The sequence below is a fragment of the Candidatus Limnocylindrus sp. genome, assembly GCF_040397235.1.
In the GTDB taxonomy this organism is placed as follows: domain Bacteria; phylum Chloroflexota; class Limnocylindria; order Limnocylindrales; family Limnocylindraceae; genus Limnocylindrus.
Map to the genome: position 1 here is coordinate 4246 of NZ_JBBAWH010000005.1, position 18995 is coordinate 23240.

The following is an 18995-nucleotide window of genomic DNA, read 5'->3' on the forward strand; positions in this document are numbered from 1 at the left end:
CCGTCTTGCGCTTGGCCTTCTTCTTGGCTGGAGCCTTCTTGGCTACGGCCTTCTTCGCTACTCGCTTCTTAGCGACCTTCTTGGCAGCAGGCTTTCGCTTCGCAGCGGCCTTTCGCTTCTTTACAGCCATGTGATTACCTCCACTCTGACTAGCCCGTACTTCGGACTGTCATAACTCAACCCCATTGTTGGGGCTTGTGGAAAACTAAAACACAATGTGGATAACTGCAAGCGTGATTTTTCGATTTCGTGCGTGTGGCCACTCTTGACCCCTCTCTCTGTGAGCTGCTGATACCCGGCCACGGGGTGTGCTGACGCCCAGCGCGGAGCAAATCGCCTTTTGGCAGGGGGTGTTTTGTGCGGAATCAACACTCTGGCCCGCTCAGATGCACGCAGAGGCCCCTATTACCGCCGCCGCACGCGAAACTTGTGCGTATGGGGTGAAGTTGTGCGTGTTTTTGCGCTATCGCCCCGCTTCGTGGCGCATTTCCCGCCCTGCGGCGATGTACGGAGCACCAAACTTTTGTGACAAATCCCGCTTTCTTGACCCACGGCGCGCGCCGCCGTAGAGTTTGGGCATGGTGAACCGCTTCTACTTTCGATACCCGGCATGACCAGCCCAGGCGCGTAAGCGTCTGACCGGCGGTCCTGCCGGGATGTGAGCAGAGGGAGACCTCTGCTCTTTTCTTTTCCCCCAGAAGCGGCACCAGGGAGTCCGCCAAGAGAGTGGAGTGACCAATGTTTGTACGAATCAACCAGTCGGCAACCAGCGAACAGATCGCAGCGATCCGTAGCCGCGCTACGGAAGCCGGTCTCGCCGTGTACGACGAGCCATCAGCACGCGGGTTGACCCTCGCCCTCCTCGGCCCGAAGGGCTTCGATGAGAAGTTGAGTGACCAGCTCGTGGCAATGGAGGGTGTTGCCTCCGTGGCGCGCCCATCCCGCGCCTATCGCTTGAGCTCGCAAGAGTTCCGCGAGGAGCCAACGGTCGTCAAGGTGCGTGATGCGGTCATTGGTGGCGGCTCACTGACGCTGATGGCGGGGCCGTGTTCAATCGAATCACGCGAACAGCTCTTCGAAGTGGCCGCTGGCGTCGCCGCTGCGGGGGCAACCCTACTGCGCGGTGGTGCCTTCAAGCCACGCACCTCGCCGTATGCGTTCCAGGGGCTCGGCCTCGAGGGGTTGCGCCTCCTTGCTGAGGCGCGCGAGCGCACCGGGCTGCCAATCATCACCGAGGTGATGGAGCCGGCGCAGGTCGACATGGTCGCCGAGTTCGCCGACGTGCTGCAGATCGGCACGCGCAACATGCAGAACTTCTCGCTCCTCAATGCTGTGGGGCGAACACGCATGCCGGTGATGCTGAAGCGCGGCCTCTCGGGAACACTCGAAGAGTGGCTGCTCGCTGCCGAGTACATCCTGGCCGCGGGGAACCGCCAGGTAATCCTCTGCGAGCGCGGTATTCGCACCTTCGAGACGGCGGCGCGCAACACGCTCGACTTGAACGCGGTACCGATCTTGCGCCGACTCACTCACCTTCCAGTAATCGTTGACCCGAGCCACGCCACGGGGAAGCGCTGGATGGTTGCGCCAATGTCGTACGCCGGCGTTGCCGCTGGTGCCGACGGGATCATGGTCGAGGTTCATCCGAAGCCCGAAGAGGCCTGGTCCGACGGCGAGCAGTCCCTCACCCTGCCGATGTTCTCGCGCTTGGCTGGCGAGCTGCGAACGATTCATTCGGTCGTCTCTCCAATGCACGCGAATCCGGGCGAGGCCTCAGGGCGATGAGCGATCGTCTGCGCGGCGAGCTGCGCCTTCCAGGTGACAAGTCGATGAGCCATCGTGCGCTCTTCTACGCCGCGCTCGCCGATGGCGAGACGCTCGTGGTGGGCGCAGGCGACGGCCATGACGTGCGCTCCACGGCGGGCATCGTTGCCGCGCTGGGCGCTTCGGTTTCGCGCGAAGCGGCTCAGCCTGGTGACGCACCGGGCACCGCGCGCTGGCGCGTGCGCTCTGGCGGACGTGGATCTCTGCGTGCGGCCACTGCGCCGCTCGATTGCGGCAATTCGGGAACCTCGATGCGACTCGGTGCGGGCCTCGTGGCCGGCGTACCTGGTGCTCACACACTGATCGGTGACGCCTCACTACAGAGTCGACCAATGGCACGGGTGCTTGAGCCACTTATTGCGATGGGGGCGTCTGCTGTTGGTTCTGGCGAAGCGGGCACGCGCGCGCCACTCACCATTACGGGCGGCGCACTGCGCGGCGCTACGTGGGCACCAGCCACGCCAAGCGCACAGGTAAAGGGGTGCGTGCTGCTTGCCGCGTTGGCGGCAACGGGCGAAAGCACCTATCGCGAGGCGGTTGCCACACGCGATCACTCGGAGCGCATGCTCGTGGCCCGTGGCGCTGCGCTGCGAACGACTCGCGATGCGAGTGGAACGACCGTTTCAATTGCCCCGGGCGAGCTCTCTGCCCTTTCCCTCGTCACCATTCCGGGCGATCCATCGTCGGCCACCTTCTGGCTGGTGGCGGGGAGCCTGCACCCAGACGCCGATCTACTCATTCGCGGCGTCTCACTGAACCCCACCCGACGCCACGCCATCGACCTGTTGCAGCGCATGGGCGCCCGCATTGACGAGTTCCCTGCCGCCGATGACGGCTCAGGCGAGCCAGTTGGCGACCTACGGGTGCGCAGCGCCGCCCTCCACGGCATCGACATGACACCAACCGACGTGGCGTTGGCCATTGATGAGGTGCCGATCCTCTCCCTCGCGGCCGCCATGGCCACCGGCGCAACCAGCATTCGCGGCGCTGGCGAGCTGCGCGCCAAGGAGAGCGACCGTATTGCCGGCGTTGCCGCGGGCCTTGCGGCACTCGGACTGACGATTTCGGTGACCGGCGACGATCTGCACTTCGTTGGCGGCGGCCGACCAGCCGCTGGATTCACTGAGTCACTTGGCGACCACCGCTTGGCGATGACCTTTGCCATTGCTGGCCTTGTGAGTGGCGCCGCCGTTTCGGTCGATGACCCTTCTGCAGCAGCGGTGAGCTACCCAACCTTTTACGACGACCTGGCGCGCATTGGGGCGGCAGCATGAGCGGGCGACGTATTCTCCTCTTGGGGCATCCGGTGGAGCACAGCCTCTCGCCCGCTTTTCAGCAGGCGGCGTTCGATTCAATCGGCCTGCCAGTGAAGTACGAGGCGATGGATGTGGCGCCAGCTGATTTGGCGCGCGTCGTAGCCGAGTTGCGCGCCGATCCGCTCGTAATGGGAGCGAACGTGACGGTGCCGCACAAGGAGAAGATCGCGCCGCTCCTCGATTCGCTCACCGACGACGCCGTACAGATTGGCGCCGTCAACACGATTACCCGCGCTGGGAGCCGACTTGTTGGTCGCAATACCGACGCGGCGGGCTTCCGCGGCGCGCTCGACGGCCTGCTCGACGGTCGACGCACCCCGCGACATGCGCTGGTGCTTGGTGCTGGCGGCGCAGCGAAGGCGGCGATCTCGGCACTCGTGACCGCAGGCGTTGCTCAGATCTCCATTGCGAATCGCCATCTGGCCCGCGCCGAGCGCCTTGTTGCCGAAGTGCGCAAGGCTTCGCCACACCTCACCGTGCGCGCCGCGCCGTGGCATGAGGGACTCCTTATTGAAGAGGCGCAGATTGCCGGTCTCGTCGTACATGCCACCACGCTCGGCTTGAGTGACGGCGCTCTGCCGCTCCCAGCGGCGGCGTTCCGCGCCGGTCAGTTCGTGATTGACGTGGTCTATGCGCCGGGCGAGACGGCCCTGGTGCGCACGGCACGCGCCGCGGGCGCCGAAGCGATCGACGGACGCGAGATGTTGCTGCTGCAGGGTGCGGCGGCCTTTGAACTGTGGACGGGGCGACCGGCCCCTCTTGCGGTGATGCGCGAAGCGTTTGACACTGCAGCGAAGCAGAACGCGAAGTAGAGGGGGAGATCATGGCCTTTCGATTCTTGACCGCAGGCGAGTCACACGGTCCAGAGCTCGGCGTGATTGTGGAGGGGATGCCCGCGGGCGTGCCGCTCACCGAAGCCGCCCTCGAGATTGATATGCGACGACGCCAGGGTGGCTACGGCCGCGGCGCTCGCCAAACCATTGAGCAGGACCGCGCGCGGATTCGCAGCGGCGTGCGCCACGGCGCGACGCTCGGCTCCCCCATCCTGTTGCTGATTGAGAACCGTGACTGGGAGAACTGGACCAGCGTGATGCAGGTCGCCCCGCTGAGTGCCGACGAAGCGGCGGCTCTTGAAGCGGCCGCAGCCGAGGGGACGAGGCGCGCCATTCCAGTGACACGCGTTCGCCCCGGGCACGCCGATCTCGCTGGCGCGATGAAGTACGGCTTTGATGATGTGCGCAACGTTCTGGAGCGCGCCTCAGCGCGCGAGACGGCGGCACGCGTGGCTGCTGGTGGCGTCGCCAAGGCACTCCTAAACGCCCTCGGCATTGAGATCTGGTCCTTCACCGCCGAGGTTGGCGGCGTGGCGGTGGATCCGGCGAACTGCACGCGCACCCGCGACGAGGCCGACGTGAGCCCGCTGCGCTGCCCAGACCCTGCGGCGGAGGAGCGCATGATTGCGCGCATCGACGAGGCGCGCACGGCTGGAAACACCGTCGGTGGGATTTTTGAAGTGGTAGTGAAGGGGCTCCCGATGGGGCTCGGCAGCTACGTGCACTGGGACCGCCGACTCGACACTGCGCTCGCTGGGGCGATCGCCAGCATCCAGAGCGTGAAGGGTGTGGAGTTCGGCCTCGGCTTCGAGCAGACGCGCATCTTCGGCTCCGAGGTGCATGACGTGATCGAGGGCCGTTCGGCCGACGGCAGCTGGGTGCATCGCACCAATCGCGCTGGCGGTCTCACCGGTGGCGTCTCGAACGGTGCACCGATCGTAGTGCGTGGTGCAGTGAAGCCGATCAGCACCCTGGCACGACCGCTCCCATCTGCCGACCTGATCACCGGTGAGAAGGTCGAGAAGGCGCACTACGAGCGCTCCGACATCAGCGTCGTCCCTGCTGCGGGCGTGATCGGCGAAGCGATGGTGGCACTCGCCATCGTGCCCTTCCTGCTTGAGAAGACGGGCGGCGACTCGCTCGCTGAGATTCAGGCGAACCTCGCAGCACTCCGTGCCCGATCCGCAGCACCGCGCACCACCCCGTCGGCGGGTGGCACCAGCGCCGGCTCCGGCGGCGACGACTAGGTTGCCATGAACGCCCCCCGCGATCTTGCACTCGTTGGCCTCCCCGGCGTGGGGAAGAGCTCGCTCGGCAAGCGTCTCGCAGCGAAGCTCGGCGTTCCTTTCCTTGATACCGACCGCGCGGTGATCGCGGAGACCGGCGTGAAGAACGACAGCGTGGCGTTGATCTTTGAACGCGAGGGCGAGGCGGGTTTCCGACTGCGCGAGCGTCAGCTGATCGCTTCGCTCGTATCCCCTGAACCGCCTGCCGGATCGATCGGCGCAGAGCTCGGCATTGGCCGTGTTGTGGCGTTAGGTGGTGGTGCTGCAGCCGACCCGCGTAGTCGCTGGGCGCTCCGCGAGCGAGCGATCCTCTTCTGGCTCGACGCCCCCGACAACTCCATTGCGCGACGACTGCGCACGGCACGTGTCGTTCGCCCACTGATGAATCACGCCGATCCGGTCGCCACACTCGAGCGACTTCGTGGTGACCGCGAGCGCTTCTACCGACCAGGGGCGCACCTGCGAAGTACGCGCAGCCCAGGTTCGCTTGCCGACGAGGCGATTGAATTACTGCGAACCACTGTGCGATCGACCCGACCGCTGCTGAATGCCGAGACCGTCTCCGGTCGTTGGCTGGTGGGCGACGGGATTGCCGTTGATGCGTTGCGTGCCCTGCTCGCCGAGCGCGGCCTCTCACGCATGGTGCTGGCCACCGAGCCGAATGCGGCGCGCGCCTTTGCCAACGGCCTACGCGATGCACTTGCCGCCACGGGCATTACGGTGATTCCACTCGAGCTGCCGAGTGGCGAGGCGGCGAAGGAGCTGCACGAGATTGGCGCCGCGGCACAGCGACTCGCCAACGCCGGTGTGGAGCGTCGCGATCTGATCGTTGCCGTTGGTGGCGGTGCACTCACCGATGCAGCTGGACTGCTGGCCGCTCTCTATCTGCGTGGCATCGACTGGATCGCCGTGCCAACCACACTCGCCGCTCAAGTTGACGCCTCACTCGGCGGCAAGACTGGCGTTGATCTTCCCGAGGGGAAGAATCTCGTTGGCGCGTTTCATCAGCCGCAGGCGGTCATCGCCGACCTTTCCGCGCTGCGCACCCTCCCCGCTCGCGAACTGATCGCAGCATCTGCCGAAGCGGTGAAGATTGCCCTGCTCGGTGATGTGCGTCTCTTCACCGTCCTCGAGGAGGCGGCTCCGCGACTTGTGGCCGGTGATCCAACACTGCACGACGACGGCACCCTCGCCGAGATCGTGGAGCGCGCCGGTTGGTGGAAGTGCCGCGTCGTTGCCGCCGACGAACGTGAATCAGGCGAACGCATGAGCCTCAACCTTGGTCACACCCTTGGGCACGCCCTCGAACAGGCGGCCGGCTACCAGAACCTGTTGCATGGCGAGGCGGTCGGCTACGGCTTGCGCGCCGCGCTGCAGATTGGCGTGGAGCTTGGCGTGACCCCCGCGGCACTGGCTGCGCGCGGTGTTGCCCTGCTCGACGCACTCGGTCTCGGCGTTGCGCCACGCAGCGAGCCCGTCGCTGCACTGCTGGCTGCCGCCGGTCGCGACAAGAAGGTGGTCGAGGCGAAGATTCGCTGGGTGCTCGCGAGCGACGACGGCTACGTTATTCGCAACGACGTTCCTGCTAGCCTCGTAGAGCGCGCGGCGGCGGCCATGTTGGCCGGCGTCAAGTAAGGGGGAGCCATGGCGGAGATCTCGAAGCGCATCGAACTCGCGGCGATGAGCGCACGAACCCGCGCACATGCCGCTGGCGATGGCCTCCTGATGTTGAGCGGCCCCAACCTGAACCTGCTCGGTGAGCGCGAGCCAGAGACCTACGGCACCACCACCCTCGCCGAGATTGAGGCTTCTGTGGCAACCGCGGCAGCAGCCGCTGGTCTGCACCTTGTTGATGCGGTGCAGTCGAATCACGAGGGCGAGCTGATTGACCGACTCCATGTGCGCGACTTCTCGTGGCTGATCATCAACCCGAGTGGGCTCACCCACACCAGCGTCAGCCTGCGTGATGCGCTCCTCGCCGTGGAGCGACCCTTCGCCGAGGTGCACCTGAGCGATCCTGCGACGCGCGAAGCGTTCCGCAGCGTGAACTTCGTGGAAGACCTCGCCGCCGTTACGGTGCGTGGCTGCGGTGCTACCGGTTATCTGCGCGCCGTTGCCCTCATCGCAGAACTGTGGAACGCCGCTCGTGTGGCGGATGGGCACCAGTGAGCGATCCCGCCGCACGCCTGCAAGAGATTCGCGCCGCCATCGACACCATCGACGACCAACTGCTGACGCTGCTCGCCGCACGAACTGAGCTTGCCCTTGAGGCAGGCGCGGCGAAAGCGGCACTCGGACGCGCGGTACACGACCCCGAGCGCGAGGCGGCACTCCTTGCACGCGTTGCGGCGCGCGGCGCCGGTGCCCTTACTCCTGAGGACCTTGTAGATCTGTGGACGATGCTGATGGCGGCGACGCGTCGGGCGGAGTCTCAGCGCTAAATCCAGCGCAGCGCATTACCGGCAGTCGCGGGTAGCGCGGGAACCGATCATCGGTATCGGAGAGTCCGCAGCGCATAAAGTTCGACCCGCGTCCACTCACGACGAGCCGCGCATGGATGCAGATGGAACAGAGGCCGCTACTCATGAGGCGCAGTGTGGCGCAGAGTCAGCGATTGGGGTGTGGCGGAGGGGGAGGGATTCGAACCCCCGCAGACCGTTACCAGCCTGGGCTGTTTTCAAGACAGCTCCGTTCAACCACTCCGGCACCCCTCCACGAGGGAGTGTATCGGATGCGGCGGCGGCGCTCAGCCGAAGTGTGCGAAGTGATCGGCCCAGTGGGCGCTGCTCTCCATCTTGATGATCTTCTTGAGCGGGTCGCCCTCGAGCGATGGGAAGGCTGCCTCGTCGTAAAGCTGCGCCTCGGAGAGCCCTGCCGCTGCCGCGCGAAGCTCCGCCCACGCGGCGGCCTCGGCGGCTCGCACCTCGCTCGCCTCACGACCACGGTTCTCGGCGGTAATTCTGGCATTCAGTTCGTCGAGGCTCTCCGCGGTGATCTCGGGGGTGCCGCCCCCAATCAGGGTTCGAATCTCATAGGTGCCACGGCGCTCCCACCACTCAATGTGCGCGAGCAGATCGGTGCGAGTGAGATCACCGTCGGCAGCCTGTGCCCATGCGGCCTCGGGGGTTGCGGCGATGGCGGCCTCAAACTCGGCGCGGGCGGCGTCGAGCCGGGTGAAAAAGTTCTGAACGCGTTCGCTCATTGACTACTTCTGCTTCGGTGGGGCGAGATGCGTCCGCCCACCAAGGTACGGGTGCAGCACAGCGGGAAGTTTCACGCTGCCATCAGGCTGCGCGCCGTGTTCCAGGAGCGCCGCCAGCACACGCGGTACCGCGAGCCCTGAGCCGTTCAGCGTGTGCACCAGCTCTGGCTTCTCGCCAGCGGCGGTGCGGTAGCGAATCGCCATGCGGCGTGCCTGGTAGTCGCCAAAGTTCGAGCAGCTCGAAACTTCGAGCCAGCGCTTCGAGCCGGGGGCCCACACCTCCAGGTCGTATTTGCGCATCTGCACGAAGCCCATGTCCCCCGTTGCCATCAGCAGCACGCGGTACGGGAGTTCGAGTTGCTTGAGCAGTGACTCGGCGCGGGCGGTCAGCCACTCAAGTGCGGCGGCTGATTCGGCAGGGCGCTCAAAGCTCACCATCTCCACCTTGTCAAACTGGTGCAGGCGCAGGATGCCGCGCGTCTCGCGGCCAGCGGCGCCCGCCTCGCGACGGAAGCATGGTGTGTAGGCGGCATAGCGAATTGGCAGATCCGCACCGTCGAGGATCTCGTCGCGATGCATGTTCGTCACCGGCACCTCGGCGGTTGGCGCGAGGTAAAAGCCGTCGCGACCAACGACGTACATCTGGTCTTCCTTATCAGGGATCTGCCCCGTGCCGCGTGCCGACGCCTCGTTGATGAGGATCGGTGGCCAGATCTCGGTGAAGCCGTTCTCACGCACATGCGTGTCGAGGAAGAGGTTGATCAGTGCGCGGATCAGTGCGGCGCCATCGGCGCGATACGCAGGGAAGGCGGCACCCGCCACCTTTGCGCCGCGCTCAAGATCAAAGATGCCGAGTCGCTCCGCGACCACGTCGTGCTCTGGCGCTGCTGCAGTGGCTGGATCCTCACCCTTCGCCCCGATTGCAGGGTGCCCCGCAGGTGCCCAGGTGCGAATCGTGGTGTTCGCCTCGGCGCCGCCAACAGGAATATCTTCGTCGGGCGGGTTCGGAATGCGCAGGAGTAGATCTTCGAGTTGTGCCTCGGCGGCGGCGAGCTCCTTCTCGAGCCCCTCCATCTCGGTGGCGACCTTCTGGGAATCAGCCTTCAGCGCGACGACCTTCGGATCAGTGGCAGGGACGGCCGGCTTGCCGCCGAGCAGCGCCCCGACTTCGGCCGAGAGGCGCTTGCGCTCGGTGCGCAGCGTGTCCACACGAACGGAGAGCGCGCGGCGTGCGGCGTCTGCCTCAAGGGCGGCATCAACAACCTTCGGATCTTCGCGCTTGGCGATCGCGCCCGCGCGCAGCCGGTCGGCGTCGTCGCGGAGTCGCTGTGTACCAACACTCATGCGCTTACCCCCTGTACCGCTGCGGCATCGCGCAGCCTAGTAAGGATAAGGGTGCGATCGATCGCTGCGAGCAGCCAACCCGCGCGTGGGCCGTTGGTTCGCCCGAGGAAGGCGGCGTAGAGCGAGGCGAAGGCACGAACCGGCTGCAAGCCAGCCTCCTTGGCGGCGCTGAAGATGAGCGCCTGCCAGGCGTCGCCGCTGCCGAGGGCGGCCGCATCGGCGGCGATTGCGGCTTCAATCTGCGGGGCGAGGGCACCGAGCCAGGCGCGCTCCTCGGCACTGAGGGCGGCAACGGCATCGGTCGGTAGATCAGGGCGCACGGCGATGCGCGCCTCATTGGGGGCGTAATCGCGCAGCCAGGTGGTGACGGCGGCGATGCGCTCGTTCAGTTCGACCGATTCGGCAGCGGTGAGTGGGCTCCCCTTCTCGGCGGCGGCACGCTCAACAACGTTGACCCCAGGAAGCTGCAGCAGCAGCGAGAGCTGCCCGAATGCTGGACGCCACGCTGCGGCAACCTCTTTCGCCGCCTCGGCGGTGCTGTCGGTGATCTGGCTGAAGAACTGCAGTCGCTCGTGATCGGGTGGCAGCTCGCCGCGCACCGTCTTGCCCGCAGTTGCGGCGCTGATGCGGTCGTACTCATCATGCAGGCGCGGAATCGCGTCGCTGCCCGCCGGATCGAAGTCGATCGCGTGGTTCGGTCGTGGCCGCAGGAAGAGGAAGCGCAGCACCTGGGGAGGGATCGACTCGGAGATCGAGTGCACCGCGGCGCCGAGCCCCTTCGAGGTTGACATCTTCTTACCACCCACGTTGAGGAACTCGTACATCACGTTGATCGGCGGCTCGCGGTCGAACACTTCGCGCGAGATTGCCTCGCTGCGATCGCGCGATCCGCCCTTGGTGCCGAGATCCTTGCCGCACCCTTCAATGGTGACGCCCATCAGCGACCACTTCGCCGCCCACTCCACGTTGAACGGCATCTTCGCCTTGCCGCCGAATGGTGCGAGGCGCCCCTCATGGCCGCACCCCTGCGCCCACTTCACATAGTCGGGGAGGCAGCGATAGCGAATCGTCTCGCCATCCCAATCGTCGGAGAGGGTGGTACCAACGCGACCGCAGGCTTCGCAGATCGCCTGAATAGGCAGCCAGCCGGCGGGGCGCTCCACGTTGCTGACGCGCACGTAGAGATCGCGAATCACCTGCGCCTTGTCGAGGGCGGTGCGAATAAATGGATCAAGCTGCCCGGTTGGATAGATCTCGGAGAGCCAGTAGAACTCAGGTCGAATGCCGAGGCGCGCAAACGTCGGGAAGAAGAGCGTGCCAACAAAATGTCGTGCGTAGTTTTCGGCGCTGCTCTCCTCAGGTGCGGGGACGTGTGCGAGCGGCACGCCCATGTAGCGCTCCACCGCATCGGGGGTGAGTAGCGCCTGCGCATCCATCGCATCCATATCTTCGACGCCGTAGCGGAATTGCACGGGGATGCCGCGGTCGCGCAGGGCACGAGCAATGGTGTCGTGCATGACTGGCCCACGAAGGCTTCCAACGTGCACCGTCCCCGACGGGGTCTTCGAGTCGTTGACGACCTGGGGCCCGGAGACGCGTGCGGCGAGTTCGTCTGCCCAATACATGCTGGGAATCCTAGCGCCCGCGGCGGCGGTTAGCCTCGCTGGGCGAGTTCGGTCAAGCGCTTGCGGAGTTTGCGCATCGCCGCCGCATCACGCACAGCCACGAAGAGGGTGTCGTCCCCCGCCACCGTGCCAACAATCTCGGGGAGTCGAAGGCGGTCGAGGGAGGCGGCAATGGCGTGTGCGCTCCCGGGGAGCGTCTTGAGCACCAGGATCGACCCTGCCACCGAGGCGTCGAGTGGGATCGCGCCGAGCAGGGCATGCAACCGCTCTTCCGAAGCGATCTCAATCGAGCGACCTGGGGCGAAGGCGTAGGCCGGCGAGCCGCCGCGATCCACCTTGATGAGGCCGAGCTCGGTGATGTCGCGGCTGAGTGTTGCCTGTGTGGCGGGGATCCCCTGCCGCTTGAGCGCCGTCGCAAGTTCCCGCTGGGTGCGGATCGCCTGCCGCGAAACGACATCGCGCAGGGCACGGTGGCGAACGCTCTTGCCGAGATCCATTACAGACCGCCTTGCAGCACGACAGAGGCAACGAGCACGGCGGCGAAGGCGAAACGATACGCCACAAAAATGCGCGTGCTTCCGCCATCCAAGATGCGGAAGAGCAGCTTGATGGCGAACAGCCCTGAGATGAACGCACTCACCACACCGATCACCAGGAGTGGCGCACTCGCCGCAAGATCTTCGCTCGACTCAAGAAGGTGCTTCAGCTCAATTGTGCCAGCGCCGGCGATAGCGGGGATGCCGAGCAAGAAGCCGAAGCGCGCCGCCGCTTCACGACGGAAGCCGAGAAGGAGTCCACCACTAATGGTTGCGCCAGAGCGACTGATCCCAGGGATCAGCGCCAACGCCTGCGCCAGGCCGACCATGAGGCCATCGGTCACGCCGACACTCTGTAGCGGTCGCTCGCGCGAGCCAACGCGCTCCGCAAACCAGAGCAGCAGTGCTCCTGCAGTAACCGCGCCCGCAACCACGAGTGGTGTGCGCACGGCACTCTCGAGGAGATCACCGGCTGCGACGCCCAGCAGTACGGCGGGGGCGGTGCCAATAACGATCGCAAGGATCAGCCGTTCGTCGGCAGGCTCGCCGCGGTGGCGACCGAACGAGGTAAGGGTGCGCAGCGCAACCCGGGTCAGTCGCATCACGTCACGCCGCAGTGCCACGAGTACGGCGGCGAGGGTGCCCAAGTGAATCACCGCGCCGAAGGCGAGCGACGAGAGCAGCGGATCGCTGATGCCGAAGAGATATGGGATCGCATAGAGGTGTGCCGATGAGGAGATCGGCAAGAACTCGGTTGCGCCTTGCACCAGTCCGAGCAGCAGGGCGATGAGTGCCGCAGATACTGGATCGCTGCTCATCGCCCCTCCTCTCGTGCCGCTATGCGCCTAGCTGGCGCTGTGGGGGCATAGCATGAGGCGGCGCCTTCCAAATGGGAAGCGCCGCCTCAGCGGACTGCTTGAGCGCGCGGACTAGCCGCGAATAAAGAGCGGAGCGAGCACCAGGGTGACCGTTGCCAGCAGCTTCACGAGAACGTGCAGCGATGGACCAGCGGTGTCCTTGAATGGGTCGCCGACGGTGTCGCCAACAACGGCGGCCGCGTGGGCGTCGCTCCCCTTGCCGAGGACCTTCCCCTTCTCGTCCTTGAGTCCGCCCGACTCGATGAATTTCTTGGCGTTATCCCATGCGCCGCCGGAGTTGTTCAACACCGTGGCCAGCAGCACGCCGCTGATCGTTCCGACGATCAAGAAGCCTGCAACCGCCTCAGCGCCGAGCAGCAGCCCAACGAGAACCGGGGTCGCCACCGCAACCACACCTGGGGCGATCATCTCGCGCAGGGCGGCAATGGTGGTGATGTCAACGACGCGCGCGTAATCCGGACGAGCCTTGTAGGTCATGATTCCTGGAATCTCGCGGAACTGGCGACGAACTTCCACGATGATCGCCTGCGCCGTGCGCCCAACGGCGCGAATGGCGAGCGAGCTGAAGAAGTACGCGAGCATCGCGCCGATGAAGGCGCCGATGAAGACGTTCACGTTCGCCAGGTTGACCGACTCGATGAGCGGCTTGCCGGCACGCTCCAAGATCAAGTTCACCTTGTCGAGATAGGCCGAGAAGAGCAAGAACGCGGCGAGCGATGCCGAGGCGATCGCGTACCCCTTGGTGAGGGCCTTCGTCGTGTTGCCGACGGCATCGAGCTTGTCGGTCACGGTGCGCACCTTCTGCGGGGCGCGGCTGAACTCCGCGATACCACCGGCGTTGTCGGTGATCGGCCCGAACGTGTCCATCGCCAAGATGTAGGCGGTGGTCATGAGCATGCCGACCGTTGCAACGGCGGTGCCGAAGATGCCGAACTTCTCGAGCGCGACGCCCGAAAGGCCTGCGGCAAGTCCAGCCTGGGTGCCGAGCCAGTTCGAGGCGAAGATCGCCGCCGAGACGGAGACTGCAGTCACCAGCGTGGTCTCAAAACCAACGGCGGTGCCAGCGATGATGTTCGTGCCTGCGCCCGTGCGGCTCGCCTCTGCGATCTCGCGAACCGGTCGATACGAGCCAGCCGTATAGAACTGGGTGATGTAGACGAACGCGACGCTGGTGGCGAGGCCCACCAGGCCAGCACCGAAGAACCAGAGCCATGCGTTGGAGTCACCAGCGTTCAACATCACTGCGCAGGCGAGTGCCAGACCCGCTGCGGAGAAGATGGTCGTTGCCCAGTAGCCGCGGTTCAGGATGTTCATTGGATTCTCTTGGTCGTTGCCGCGCACGAAGGCCATGGCCAGGATCGTGCTGAGCAGTCCGAAGGCGTGCACCACGAGTGGGAAGAAGATCCACGACTCCGGGTGCGCCCAGCCCATGGCTTGCGCGATGTTGTAGGCGCTAACGCCCAAGATCATTGCGCCGATATTCTCGGCGGCGGTCGACTCAAAGAGGTCGGCGCCGCGGCCGGCGCAGTCGCCAACGTTGTCGCCCACGAGGTCGGCGATCACGCCTGCATTGCGGGGGTCATCCTCTGGGATCCCCTTCTCGACTTTGCCAACGAGGTCGGAGCCAACGTCTGCGGCCTTGGTGTAAATGCCGCCGCCGAGCTGGGCGAAGAGCGCAACGAACGATGCGCCGAAGCCGTAGCCGACGATCAGGAAGGGCGCCTCTGCTGGGCGCTCGAGTCCACCGAAGAAGACGAAGACGGCGTAGACGCCGAGCAGTGAGAGCGCCGCAACGAGGAAGCCTGAGACGGCTCCACCACGCATAGCGACCTGCACCGCCTTGACGACGCCCTGACGGGCGGCGGCGGTGGTGCGCAGGTTTGCCTTCACGCTGACGTACATGCCGACGACGCCCGACACCATCGAGCAGGCGGCGCCAAAGATGAAGGCGATTCCGGTACGAATGCCGAGGTCCGCCCCATAGATTGGGGTGGCGGCAACAGCGGCCGTCTCAAAGTTGGCGATGAGCACGCCGATCAGCACCGCCATTGCCACGGAGAGGACACCGATGGTGAAGTACTGGCGTCGCATGAACGCGACGGCCCCCTCGAAGATCATGCCCGCAACGTCTTGCATGGCGGGCGTCCCCTTGTCGCGGCGCAGCACATCGCTGGCCATCCACAAGGCGAAGAGAATTGCGATAACCGCTGCTGGGAGCACGAGCCCCTGCAGCATGAGTGACGTGATTTCCATATTCGTATTTCCTCCGATGCGTCCAGTCCGTCGCGTGGCCGCGGTGCTTGGCACCGCGCTTCGGGTCGGGCGTCTGTCGGGCTGCAGGTCGCAAGTGCGACCCGCCAGGACGGGCTCCTGGTGAGGTGATGGTACGGGGAGGCCCCGCCGTGGGTCAACCGCACACCCTCCCCCGCCTATACTCAGCGGGATGCGCCTCCGAAGACTTGCCATAGAGATCGTGCAGACGGTGGCGCTGACCATCCTCGCCTTCTATCTCCTACAGACCTTCGTGGCGCAGCCCTTCAGGGTCGAGCAGGGCTCCATGCGCCAAACCCTTGAGCCAGGCCAGTACGTGCTTGCCGACAAGCTCACCGCGGCGCTCACCGGATACCACCGGGGCGACATCGTGATCTTCCGACCCCCCAGCACCTGGCCTGGTGACGCAGCCGGGACCCCGTATATCAAGCGCGTGATCGGCCTTCCCGGCGAGACGATCGACATGGTTGATGGGGTGATCAGCGTGGATGGGGTGCCGATTGACGAGACCTACACCTATCGCGATGGTGGCGGCGGCGGGGCCGGAGAGTCCGGTCGTTGGGTTCTGGGAGCAACTGAGCTCCTCGTCTTCGGAGACCACCGCTCGAACTCCTCCGATTCGCGTGCCTACGGCCCAATTCCCACAGCAAGCGTGATCGGGCGCGCCATCTTGCGCTACTTCCCGATTGACCTGCTCACCATCATCACTCCGCCAACCTACCGACAGGCTGCACCCTAGATGCCCGACCTTGAACTGCCACTCGTCCTCATCGCCATCCTCTCTGGCACGCTGGCCGTCACCAGCGCCAGTCGGGGTGCATGGGTCGCCATCGCTGTCCTGGCGCTGAGCTCGAGCGCGCTGGAGTTCTCTGTCGCAGATCCGAACCGTATCGGCCTGATTCTGCGCCTCTCCGCCATCGGCATCGGCCTCGTTGCCGCAGTCCCTGAGAACCTCTTTGAGCGAGAGGCGTTGCGTCGCGATCTCTCCCTGCGCACCCTGGTGCGCACACTGCGCGAGCACCCTGTTGTCGTCGCCAGCGGTTTGGCTGGCCTCCTGCTAGGCCTCGTGCCACTCGCTCTCCCCATTGAATCGAGTAGCGATGCGCTTCGAGCCGCCGGCATCGCCCTCCTTGTTGTCGGCCTGCCGCCGCTCCTTGCGAGTCGCTTCATTGAGGCAACGACGCGCGCCGCCGTCGTAACCCTTGCGGGCACAATGCTCCTGCGCACCTCAATCTTTGGGGCGCTTGACCCGCTCAGCGCGCTGGCGATTAGCGCAGGGTTCACCTGCATCCTGGTCGTTGGCGGCAGTGTTGCAACGCGCATCTCGAATGCGGAGGAGGAGCGATGACCGAAGAGGGCGTCCTGACGGCAATCCGCGCGCTCTTCCCCGTTCTCACGGCGCTAACCTCCCTTGCCCTGGTTCCACTCATTCAACTCTGGCGCGGATCGCAACGCGACGACGCCGCGACCTACGAAACGCTCGGGGTACAGCTCCTGCTGCTGGCGACCTCTGTTGGCGCGGCGCTCGCTGGCGCCGGCTATCTCTCAACGTTCAAGATTGGCCAGATCACCATCGACCCTTCCGAGCCGGGTCGCCTGCTGGTGCTACTGGGTGGCATCGTCTTCGCCGTCATCGTCGGCGCTGGCGAGGGTCGTCGAGCAGGCACCATGGGGCAGATTGCCCTCTTCGGTATCGCCGCGATTGACCTGGCACTAGCGATTCCATCTGGCATCGCGCCGATTGCGCTCCTCCTCTTCGCCAGCTTGGGTATCTCTGGCGCAGCGGCGAGCGGCAAGGATGATGTGGGTCGTGCACGTGCCGTCTTCCGCGACCTTCGAACCGTCTCGCTGCTGCTCCCTGCAGTTGTGATTGCGGAGATTCTGCGCACCGCAATCTCATACGCCGCAGTCGACGCCTCTTATGCGACGCCCGCATCGCTCGCCGCAGGAACGGCGCTCGGCGTCTCCATCGTGCTCATCGTGGCTGCAGGGGTCTTCCCCTTCCATGGTCGACTGATCAAAATCTTTGAGGCGCTCCCGATCGTGGGCTCGCTCCTTGTTGGTGTGTGGATCCCCTCGGCACTCGCCCTGATTGTGATGAGTGAACTCTCAGCGCTCTCAAGCAGCATCATCGATCCCCTTGGCGGTGCGATCGTGCCCGGTATCCTGCTCGCTGGAGCGGCAACGCTCATCTTCGGTGCAATCTCTGCCCTGCTGCACGACGATATCGGTGAGATCGTTGGGTTCATCGCCGTGGGTAACGCCGGATGGTTGGCACTCGCCGCGGCAGCAGCCCTACAGTCACCGACCGACACCTCGTCACGCCTGATCGTGCTCCCTGGAATGTTGACCATCTCGCTCTTTGGCCTCTGGCTCGTGAGCGTTCGCCGACGATATGGAACCACCTCCATTAGTGAGCTTGGTGGGTGGGCGCGTCGCACTGGCGCAAATGGGATTGCGCTCGTCGCGGCGATCGTTGCGCTGGCTGCGCTACCGCCTGGTGCCGTGCTGGCCGCCCGACTGAATCTTCTGCTGCTCGGTGGCAATCCACTCATCGCACTCTTTGCGGTGATCGGTCAAGTCATGTTGATCGTTGCAGCGGCTCGACTTCTCCTTATCGGTTTCACGCCGCAGAGTCAGACCGTGCATGAAGCGGAGACCCGACCGTTCGCCAACCTCATCACCTTCTCGCTCGTCGCTGGATCACTCTTCGTTGCGGCAGCGGCATCTGGCTGGCTCGCCCTTGAGTCGGGTGGGACTGGTCCACTCCCTCCAGCGCCAAGCGTGTCGCCAGGAACTAGCTTTGACCCGGCTCCGAGCGTTGAGCCAACGCCGAGCGTGACCGCATCACCAGAGGTGTCGCCAGATGTGAGCCCGTCAGGTAGTGGGGAGATCTCGCCAGCGCCGTAGCGACCAATGGCCGCGGGGTGAACTACTCCTCGTCGGAGAGGATCCAGGCGTCGGTGGCGCGGGTGTACTCGACGAGGCCGCCCTCTGGGAACCAGAGTGCGATCTCTGCCGCGGCCGTCTCTGGGGCATCGGAGGCATGAATCAAATTCTTTGCAGTCTCCAGCGCGAAGTCGCCGCGAATCGTGCCAGGGGCTGACTCGTGCGGCTTCGTTGCGCCGACCATAGAGCGGACGACGGCGATGGCGTTCGGCCCCTCAAGGACTATCGCCACAACGGGGCCCGACGAGATGAATTCCACGAGACCCTTGAAGAAGGGGCGCTGTGCGTGCACGGCGTAGTGGGTCTCAGCGAGCTTCGCGCTCACCGGCGTGATCTTCAGGGCGACGATCTTTAGGCCGCGCTCTTCGAATCGCGTGATCACTCGACCGGCAAGCTGGCGCTGTACGCCGTCTGGCTTTACGAGGACAAGGGTGCGCTGGCTGGTGCTCATTGCTGCAGGTTAGCCGATCTCATTCGAGTGCGGTTTGTCGTCGATCGCCGTTGGCCACGCGCCAGTTGGGAGTTCAATCTGCACGTACTGCTCGCCGCGATACTCCAACCAGCTCTTCACGGGTGCAGAGTCTGGAATCTGGGTGCCGGCCTGGTACGCAATCTCCACCGCATCGGCGCCCGAGCGCAGCACGTAGCGAAGGTTCCCCGGCTCGCTCAGATCAAACTCGATGCTCTCGAAGGCATCAACGTTGATGGTGATCGTGAGCGGGGTGAAAATTGACGAGACCTCGGGGTCGTCGCCCAACACCTCCTCGACCCAGCCGTGACCGCGGACGATCTGCTCGCCATCGCGGAGGTGACGGTAGGAGACCGTCTGGTGCAGGAGGGGGCGGAGGATATTCGCCTTATCGGCGCGCTGCACCACGAGGCCTCGATTAACGAAGAGGCCGGGGGCGCGGTCGTGCTGTTCGTGATCCAT

At 65.1% G+C, this 18995-nt stretch carries 18 protein-coding genes and 1 tRNA gene; 10 read left to right on the forward strand and 9 right to left on the reverse strand.

The features are described from left to right. Nucleotides 1–738: 738 nt before the first annotated feature. Genes aroF through AC3LB0_RS04935 form a run of 7 tightly spaced genes read left to right on the forward strand, consistent with a single transcriptional unit; the run spans nucleotide 739 to nucleotide 7700 of the window. Nucleotides 739–1785: a 3-deoxy-7-phosphoheptulonate synthase gene (gene aroF / locus AC3LB0_RS04905; protein ID WP_488650048.1), complete on the forward strand. Its 1047-nt coding sequence runs from the start codon at nucleotides 739–741 to the stop codon at nucleotides 1783–1785. Continuing rightward, on the forward strand, nucleotides 1782–3098 hold the full coding sequence (gene aroA, locus AC3LB0_RS04910) for a 3-phosphoshikimate 1-carboxyvinyltransferase (RefSeq protein WP_488650049.1): 1317 nt from the start codon (nucleotides 1782–1784) through the stop codon (nucleotides 3096–3098). The genes aroF and aroA overlap by 4 nt, the downstream gene beginning before the upstream one ends. After that, complete coding sequence (gene aroE / locus AC3LB0_RS04915; protein WP_488650050.1) at nucleotides 3095–3952, forward strand: shikimate dehydrogenase; 858 nt, start codon at nucleotides 3095–3097, stop codon at nucleotides 3950–3952. The genes aroA and aroE overlap by 4 nt, the downstream gene beginning before the upstream one ends. An 11-nt stretch (nucleotides 3953–3963) precedes the next feature. Then, on the forward strand, nucleotides 3964–5220 hold the full coding sequence (gene aroC / locus AC3LB0_RS04920; RefSeq protein ID WP_488650051.1) for a chorismate synthase: 1257 nt from the start codon (nucleotides 3964–3966) through the stop codon (nucleotides 5218–5220). Between the two features lie 6 nt (nucleotides 5221–5226). Beyond that, nucleotides 5227–6894, forward strand: coding sequence for a bifunctional shikimate kinase/3-dehydroquinate synthase (locus AC3LB0_RS04925; protein ID WP_488650052.1), 1668 nt, complete (start codon nucleotides 5227–5229; stop codon nucleotides 6892–6894). 45 nt (nucleotides 6895–6939) lie between these two features. Next, entirely contained in the window at nucleotides 6940–7428 is a 489-nt protein-coding gene (locus AC3LB0_RS04930) for a type II 3-dehydroquinate dehydratase (protein ID WP_488650138.1), read from the forward strand. Then, nucleotides 7425–7700 (forward strand): chorismate mutase, encoded by a 276-nt coding sequence (locus tag AC3LB0_RS04935; protein WP_488650053.1) that lies wholly within the window; start codon nucleotides 7425–7427, stop codon nucleotides 7698–7700. The genes AC3LB0_RS04930 and AC3LB0_RS04935 overlap by 4 nt, the downstream gene beginning before the upstream one ends. A 181-nt stretch (nucleotides 7701–7881) precedes the next feature. Here the strand turns inward: AC3LB0_RS04935 and AC3LB0_RS04940 are convergent. From AC3LB0_RS04940 to AC3LB0_RS04970, 7 genes are all read right to left on the reverse strand, one after another. Continuing rightward, nucleotides 7882–7973: transfer RNA gene (locus AC3LB0_RS04940), tRNA-Ser, on the reverse strand. A 32-nt stretch (nucleotides 7974–8005) separates the two neighbouring features. Further along, a complete protein-coding gene (locus AC3LB0_RS04945; RefSeq protein WP_488650054.1) occupies nucleotides 8006–8461 on the reverse strand; it encodes a ClbS/DfsB family four-helix bundle protein in 456 nt (151 codons plus the stop codon). Nucleotides 8462–8464: 3 nt separating this feature from the next. Continuing rightward, the gene (gene serS, locus AC3LB0_RS04950) at nucleotides 8465–9805 is read right to left on the reverse strand and encodes a serine--tRNA ligase (protein ID WP_488650055.1); all 1341 of its coding nucleotides are present in this window, start codon (nucleotides 9803–9805) and stop codon (nucleotides 8465–8467) included. Then, on the reverse strand, nucleotides 9802–11430 hold the full coding sequence (gene lysS, locus AC3LB0_RS04955) for a lysine--tRNA ligase (RefSeq protein ID WP_488650056.1): 1629 nt from the start codon (nucleotides 11428–11430) through the stop codon (nucleotides 9802–9804). Before lysS ends, serS begins: the two co-directional genes overlap by 4 nt. 29 nt (nucleotides 11431–11459) lie before the next feature. After that, a complete protein-coding gene (gene argR, locus AC3LB0_RS04960) occupies nucleotides 11460–11927 on the reverse strand; it encodes an arginine repressor (protein WP_488650057.1) in 468 nt (155 codons plus the stop codon). Further along, nucleotides 11927–12784 (reverse strand): undecaprenyl-diphosphatase UppP, encoded by an 858-nt coding sequence (uppP, locus tag AC3LB0_RS04965; protein WP_488650058.1) that lies wholly within the window; start codon nucleotides 12782–12784, stop codon nucleotides 11927–11929. The genes argR and uppP overlap by 1 nt, the downstream gene beginning before the upstream one ends. A gap of 111 nt (nucleotides 12785–12895) precedes the next feature. Further along, entirely contained in the window at nucleotides 12896–15097 is a 2202-nt protein-coding gene (locus AC3LB0_RS04970; RefSeq protein WP_488650059.1) for a sodium-translocating pyrophosphatase, read from the reverse strand. Between the two features lie 190 nt (nucleotides 15098–15287). On the opposite strand from AC3LB0_RS04970, the gene lepB reads away from it, so the two are divergent. From lepB to AC3LB0_RS04985, 3 genes are read left to right on the forward strand one after another with little or no spacing between them, the layout of a single operon-like run. Continuing rightward, on the forward strand, nucleotides 15288–15854 hold the full coding sequence (gene lepB, locus AC3LB0_RS04975) for a signal peptidase I (RefSeq protein WP_488650060.1): 567 nt from the start codon (nucleotides 15288–15290) through the stop codon (nucleotides 15852–15854). Then, on the forward strand, nucleotides 15855–16463 hold the full coding sequence (locus tag AC3LB0_RS04980; protein ID WP_488650061.1) for a hypothetical protein: 609 nt from the start codon (nucleotides 15855–15857) through the stop codon (nucleotides 16461–16463). It begins immediately after the preceding gene. After that, nucleotides 16460–18025 carry a proton-conducting transporter transmembrane domain-containing protein gene (locus AC3LB0_RS04985; protein WP_488650062.1) on the forward strand — a complete coding sequence of 522 codons (1566 nt, stop codon included), beginning with the start codon at nucleotides 16460–16462 and terminating at the stop codon, nucleotides 18023–18025. Before AC3LB0_RS04980 ends, AC3LB0_RS04985 begins: the two co-directional genes overlap by 4 nt. Nucleotides 18026–18047: 22 nt before the next feature. Here AC3LB0_RS04985 and ndk read toward each other — a convergent pair whose 3' ends face one another. Together ndk and AC3LB0_RS04995 are read right to left on the reverse strand one after the other, a co-directional pair. Next, nucleotides 18048–18515, reverse strand: a complete 468-nt coding sequence (ndk, locus tag AC3LB0_RS04990) for a nucleoside-diphosphate kinase (protein ID WP_488650063.1) — start codon at nucleotides 18513–18515, stop codon at nucleotides 18048–18050. A 9-nt stretch (nucleotides 18516–18524) separates the two neighbouring features. After that, complete coding sequence (locus AC3LB0_RS04995; protein ID WP_488650064.1) at nucleotides 18525–18995, reverse strand: hypothetical protein; 471 nt, start codon at nucleotides 18993–18995, stop codon at nucleotides 18525–18527.

Excerpts from the sequence above, each read along its gene's own strand:
- aroF (WP_488650048.1), top strand. The coding sequence starts at position 739 with ATGTTTGTACGAATCAACCAGTCGGCAACCAGCGAACAGATCGCAGCG.
- aroA (WP_488650049.1), top strand. The coding sequence starts at position 1,782 with ATGAGCGATCGTCTGCGCGGCGAGCTGCGCCTTCCAGGTGACAAGTCG.
- aroE (WP_488650050.1), top strand. The coding sequence starts at position 3,095 with ATGAGCGGGCGACGTATTCTCCTCTTGGGGCATCCGGTGGAGCACAGC.
- aroC (WP_488650051.1), top strand. The coding sequence starts at position 3,964 with ATGGCCTTTCGATTCTTGACCGCAGGCGAGTCACACGGTCCAGAGCTC.
- AC3LB0_RS04925 (WP_488650052.1), top strand. The coding sequence starts at position 5,227 with ATGAACGCCCCCCGCGATCTTGCACTCGTTGGCCTCCCCGGCGTGGGG.
- AC3LB0_RS04930 (WP_488650138.1), top strand. The coding sequence starts at position 6,940 with ATGAGCGCACGAACCCGCGCACATGCCGCTGGCGATGGCCTCCTGATG.
- AC3LB0_RS04945 (WP_488650054.1), bottom strand. The coding sequence starts at position 8,461 with ATGAGCGAACGCGTTCAGAACTTTTTCACCCGGCTCGACGCCGCCCGC.
- serS (WP_488650055.1), bottom strand. The coding sequence starts at position 9,805 with ATGAGTGTTGGTACACAGCGACTCCGCGACGACGCCGACCGGCTGCGC.
- lysS (WP_488650056.1), bottom strand. The coding sequence starts at position 11,430 with ATGTATTGGGCAGACGAACTCGCCGCACGCGTCTCCGGGCCCCAGGTC.
- argR (WP_488650057.1), bottom strand. The coding sequence starts at position 11,927 with ATGGATCTCGGCAAGAGCGTTCGCCACCGTGCCCTGCGCGATGTCGTT.
- uppP (WP_488650058.1), bottom strand. The coding sequence starts at position 12,784 with ATGAGCAGCGATCCAGTATCTGCGGCACTCATCGCCCTGCTGCTCGGA.
- AC3LB0_RS04970 (WP_488650059.1), bottom strand. The coding sequence starts at position 15,097 with ATGGAAATCACGTCACTCATGCTGCAGGGGCTCGTGCTCCCAGCAGCG.
- lepB (WP_488650060.1), top strand. The coding sequence starts at position 15,288 with ATGCGCCTCCGAAGACTTGCCATAGAGATCGTGCAGACGGTGGCGCTG.
- AC3LB0_RS04980 (WP_488650061.1), top strand. The coding sequence starts at position 15,855 with ATGCCCGACCTTGAACTGCCACTCGTCCTCATCGCCATCCTCTCTGGC.
- AC3LB0_RS04985 (WP_488650062.1), top strand. The coding sequence starts at position 16,460 with ATGACCGAAGAGGGCGTCCTGACGGCAATCCGCGCGCTCTTCCCCGTT.
- ndk (WP_488650063.1), bottom strand. The coding sequence starts at position 18,515 with ATGAGCACCAGCCAGCGCACCCTTGTCCTCGTAAAGCCAGACGGCGTA.
- AC3LB0_RS04995 (WP_488650064.1), bottom strand. The coding sequence starts at position 18,995 with ATGGATCACGAACAGCACGACCGCGCCCCCGGCCTCTTCGTTAATCGA.